This window comes from Helicobacter sp. MIT 14-3879 (assembly GCF_003364125.1).
On the sequence record NZ_NXLP01000178.1, the window covers coordinates 1 to 678 of the forward strand.

Annotated in this window: 1 protein-coding gene; it reads right to left on the reverse strand. The window is 33.8% G+C overall.

Translation table 11 applies throughout. The annotated features are described in order from the left end of the window. Positions 1 to 284: 284 nt before the first annotated feature. The gene (locus CQA44_RS12220) at positions 285 to 533 is read right to left on the reverse strand and encodes a hypothetical protein (RefSeq protein WP_115547439.1); all 249 of its coding nucleotides are present in this window, start codon (positions 531 to 533) and stop codon (positions 285 to 287) included. Positions 534 to 678: the final 145 nt, after the last annotated feature.

Consider the following 678-nt stretch of genomic DNA (forward strand, 5'->3'; position numbering starts at 1 on the left):
TCTAATTTATACGCTAATTTATACTCTAAAGATTCTAATACAGACTATCTCTATTCTTATCTATTTCATAAAGACTCCTTTCTCTCCCTCTCTAATCTCATACATATTCATAATGATAAGATAGATATATTTACTAAAGATAACTCTTATATAGATATACAAGAACTAGCTAATGATTACAAAGACTATGCTATCACACTAGATTCTCTAAACTCTCCTAATACTCAAATCTTTCTTTACTCTCATCTCCTTTTAGGTGGAAAAGAATCTCCTAATCCTCTCTCTCAATACTTCTTTGGAGCATTAGAATCTAACTCTTCTAACTCTTCTAACTCTTCTAACTCCTCTAACTCCTCTACCTCCACCCCCAATAATTCATCATCTACTAACTCTACTAACTCATCTTCATCTACTTCTAATACTTCTACCTCCAATACTTCATCTTCTTCATCATCTACTTCTACTACTAATAACTCATTTTCTTCCTCTGCCAACTCTAATACCACCTCCAATACTTCATCTAATACCTCCAATAACTATTCATCGTCTTCCTCCATCTCCACCTCTAATACCACCTCTTCTACCTCTAACTTAGATGAATCCCACCCTATCTACCACTTCTCTCCCAAAGATGAAGAAAATAATATTGGAACACTCCTTATCTTTTTAAACTCCTCT